This is a genomic window from Haladaptatus sp., assembly GCF_049589095.1.
In the GTDB taxonomy this organism is placed as follows: domain Archaea; phylum Halobacteriota; class Halobacteria; order Halobacteriales; family Haladaptataceae; genus Haladaptatus.
The window spans coordinates 1-2,695 of sequence record NZ_JBAWAC010000326.1 but is presented as its reverse complement, the minus strand read 5'-3'; the positions used below and the strand labels follow the sequence as shown (position 1 = coordinate 2,695).

General features: G+C 62.6%; 3 protein-coding genes. 1 reads left to right on the top strand and 2 read right to left on the bottom strand.

Going from position 1 to position 2,695, the window contains the following annotated elements:
* A partial coding sequence (locus tag WBV42_RS10535; protein ID WP_423985984.1) for a 3-hydroxyacyl-CoA dehydrogenase family protein occupies positions 1-291 on the top strand: 291 nt, incomplete at its 5' end.
* Positions 292-311: 20 nt separating this feature from the next.
* Here WBV42_RS10535 and WBV42_RS10530 read toward each other — a convergent pair.
* On the bottom strand, positions 312-1,280 hold the full coding sequence (locus tag WBV42_RS10530; RefSeq protein ID WP_423985983.1) for a D-2-hydroxyacid dehydrogenase: 969 nt from the start codon (positions 1,278-1,280) through the stop codon (positions 312-314).
* A 91-nt stretch (positions 1,281-1,371) separates the two neighbouring features.
* On the bottom strand, positions 1,372-2,634 hold the full coding sequence (locus tag WBV42_RS10525; RefSeq protein ID WP_423985982.1) for an MFS transporter: 1,263 nt from the start codon (positions 2,632-2,634) through the stop codon (positions 1,372-1,374).
* Positions 2,635-2,695 lie beyond the last annotated feature (61 nt).

The window sequence follows — 2,695 nt, the reverse complement described above, 5'->3', positions numbered from 1 at the left end:
GACATCGACACCGCCGTCCGCGACGGCTACGCCCGCCGAACCGCGGTCGTCGGGCCGTTCGAGACGATGGACATCGCGGGTCTATACCTCTTTCGAACGGTCACAGCCGAACTGTATCCCGACCTCTGTGACGACGAGGAACCGAACGTCCTCTTCGACGACTACCTCGACCGTGGACGCGGCGGAATCGCCGATGGCGCGGGGTTCCACGAGTACGACGAAACCGCGGACGCGGTGACACGCCGTCGTGACGAGCGTCTCGCCGCGCTTCGTTCCGTGTACGAAGAGTAAAATCCCGTTATGGTCTCGTCCTACTCCGGTCCCGCAACCTGATTTTCCAACTCGTGGAATTCCCCGGTTTCATCCACATGGCTTAGGTTCCGTGCGAGAATGTCGGCACACCGCTCGTAGTACTTCGGGGTGTGTCCCGCCATGTGGGGGGTGATGTGAACATTCTCGAAGTTCCACAACGGGTGGTCCTCGGGAAGCGGTTCGGGGTCGGTCACGTCCAGCGCCGTGCCGCGAAGTTGGTTACTCCGGACGGCATCGACCAGCGCGTCGGTATCGACGACCGGCCCACGAGCGACGTTGACGACGACGGCATTCGGGTCGAGCGTATCAAACTCCTCCGCACCGATGAGTCCTTCCGTCGTTTCCGAGAGCGGGCACGCGAGAACGACGTAGTCGCTCCGTGCAAGCGCCGACTCGAACTCGGGTCCGTCGAAGCCGACCACCTCGTCTGTCGGACCGCCCTTTGCTGGGGTGTATCGTACGCCGATGGTCTCGACTCCGAACGGTTTCAGTCGCTCGACGATTGCCTGCCCAATGGCTCCGAGGCCGACGACGGTGACGGTTGCCCCTTCGAGTTCGTGGGCTTGGAAATGCTCCCATCGACGGTTCTGCTGCCGACGCCATCCTTCGTCGAGGCGGCGCGTAAACACGAGCAGGTTGCCGATGACCTGTTCGGCCATGTTCGGCGCGTGGATTCCGGACCCATTCGTCACCGCGACGCAGCGCGATTCGAGTTCCGCGAGGGGAAGGTGTTCGTACCCGGCGGAGTAGCAGGCGAACAGCCGCATGTTTTTCGCGTTCGCCAGCAGTTCGTCGTCGATTCGCTTGCTCGTAACGACCGTCGCCTCGGGTATCTTTTCGAGTTCCTCGGTGCGTGTTCGTGCCAACTCGACGTCGGCGTCCGGTACTCGCTCGCTAATCGCCGCCGCGTACTCCTCGATGGGTATTCCGTGAATTCCGGACTTCAGTACCAGTATCGTTTGTTCCATTACAACAGATTCGTTTCACGAGAACGGGATAACTGTTCCGACGCCGTACAAATCCCATCGCATTCCTTCTTCACGGGAGCCCGACCGACGGCTACTCGACAGCCGGTACTCCCCTCGATCCGGTCGGCGTATGACTCTCGGAGACGAATCGTATCACCAGCGCCGCACCCACCCACGAGAGGAGGGTCGCGCAGAGAAACGTCGTCTGGAATCCCATCAGCATCACGGCGACCCCGAATAGCGGCGGCGCAACGACCCCGCCGAACCCGCGTGCCGTCGATCGGAGACCGATGAGTTCGGATTCGCGGTCGGTCGGGGCTACGTCTCCGATGAAGGAGATGATGCCCGTTTGGAGCGCTGAAAATGAAGTACCGAGACAGAACAGGCCGAGTCCGGCGACGAGCGACTTCCCCATCAGCGTGTCCGGTATCGACGTGAGACCGAGCAGGAGCGTGTAGCCGCCGCTTCCAACGAGACCGGTGATGATGAGGCGCTTTCGGCCGACCCGGTCGGAGAGGAGGCCCATCGTGTACATCCCGACCATTTGGACGGCCGGGTTGATAGCGAGGAGGACACCCATCACGAACGGGGAGACTCCCACGTTCGAGACGAGATAGATGGGAAGCAGGCTCGTCAGCCCGAGGACGGTGACACTTCGGAGAAAGGAGGCGACGTACAACCACTGCAGGCCGTTCGTTCGCAGGTGGTCCATACCGGTTGTCGGGACGAGTCGACTGACCGTGTGCCGTGCGATTCGGTCGAACGTCACCGCACGGTTCCGGTCGTGGGTCGGGTCCTCAACGGCGAGACAGGCCACGGCGACGAGGGCGGCGAAACCGGCGAGCAGGAGGTAGACCGTCGAACGGGGGAACAGTTCGATGAGTGCACCGGAGGTGAACTGGCCGAGCATGAATCCGACCGCGGCGGCGCTCGAGAACAGCCCGACCGCTCGGCCACGCTCCGAATCGCCGCCCCGTTCACTCACAACCGTCAGCATCACGGGGAGAAAGCCGGCCGCAAATATGGCGAACAGGGTACGGAGACCGAGCGATACGGCGATACCACCGATGAACGCCAGCGGGAGTATTGCGACGGCCGCGAGCGCCGCCGAGAGCACCAACACTGTTCGTCGGCGACCAGTCACGTCCGCGATAGCGCCCCAGACCGGTGAGAACACCATCAAACCAAGAAAGTAGGTCGCCGTCACGAGGCTGACGGCGAGAGGTGACCCCACGCGGCCGATGTAGATGGCCATGACCGTTCCCATCAGAATCGAACCACCCTTGTTGGCGGCGGCTGCCACCGCGATGGCCACGTCCTGCCTGCTCGCACGTCCTCGCAAATTTGCTGGCACGCTATCACCACCGGGGTTTGTTCGGCAACCAGTCGCTCCGTCCGATGTCGTCCATCGCGCT

Excerpts from the sequence above, each read along its gene's own strand:
- WBV42_RS10530 (WP_423985983.1), bottom strand. The coding sequence starts at position 1,280 with ATGGAACAAACGATACTGGTACTGAAGTCCGGAATTCACGGAATACCC.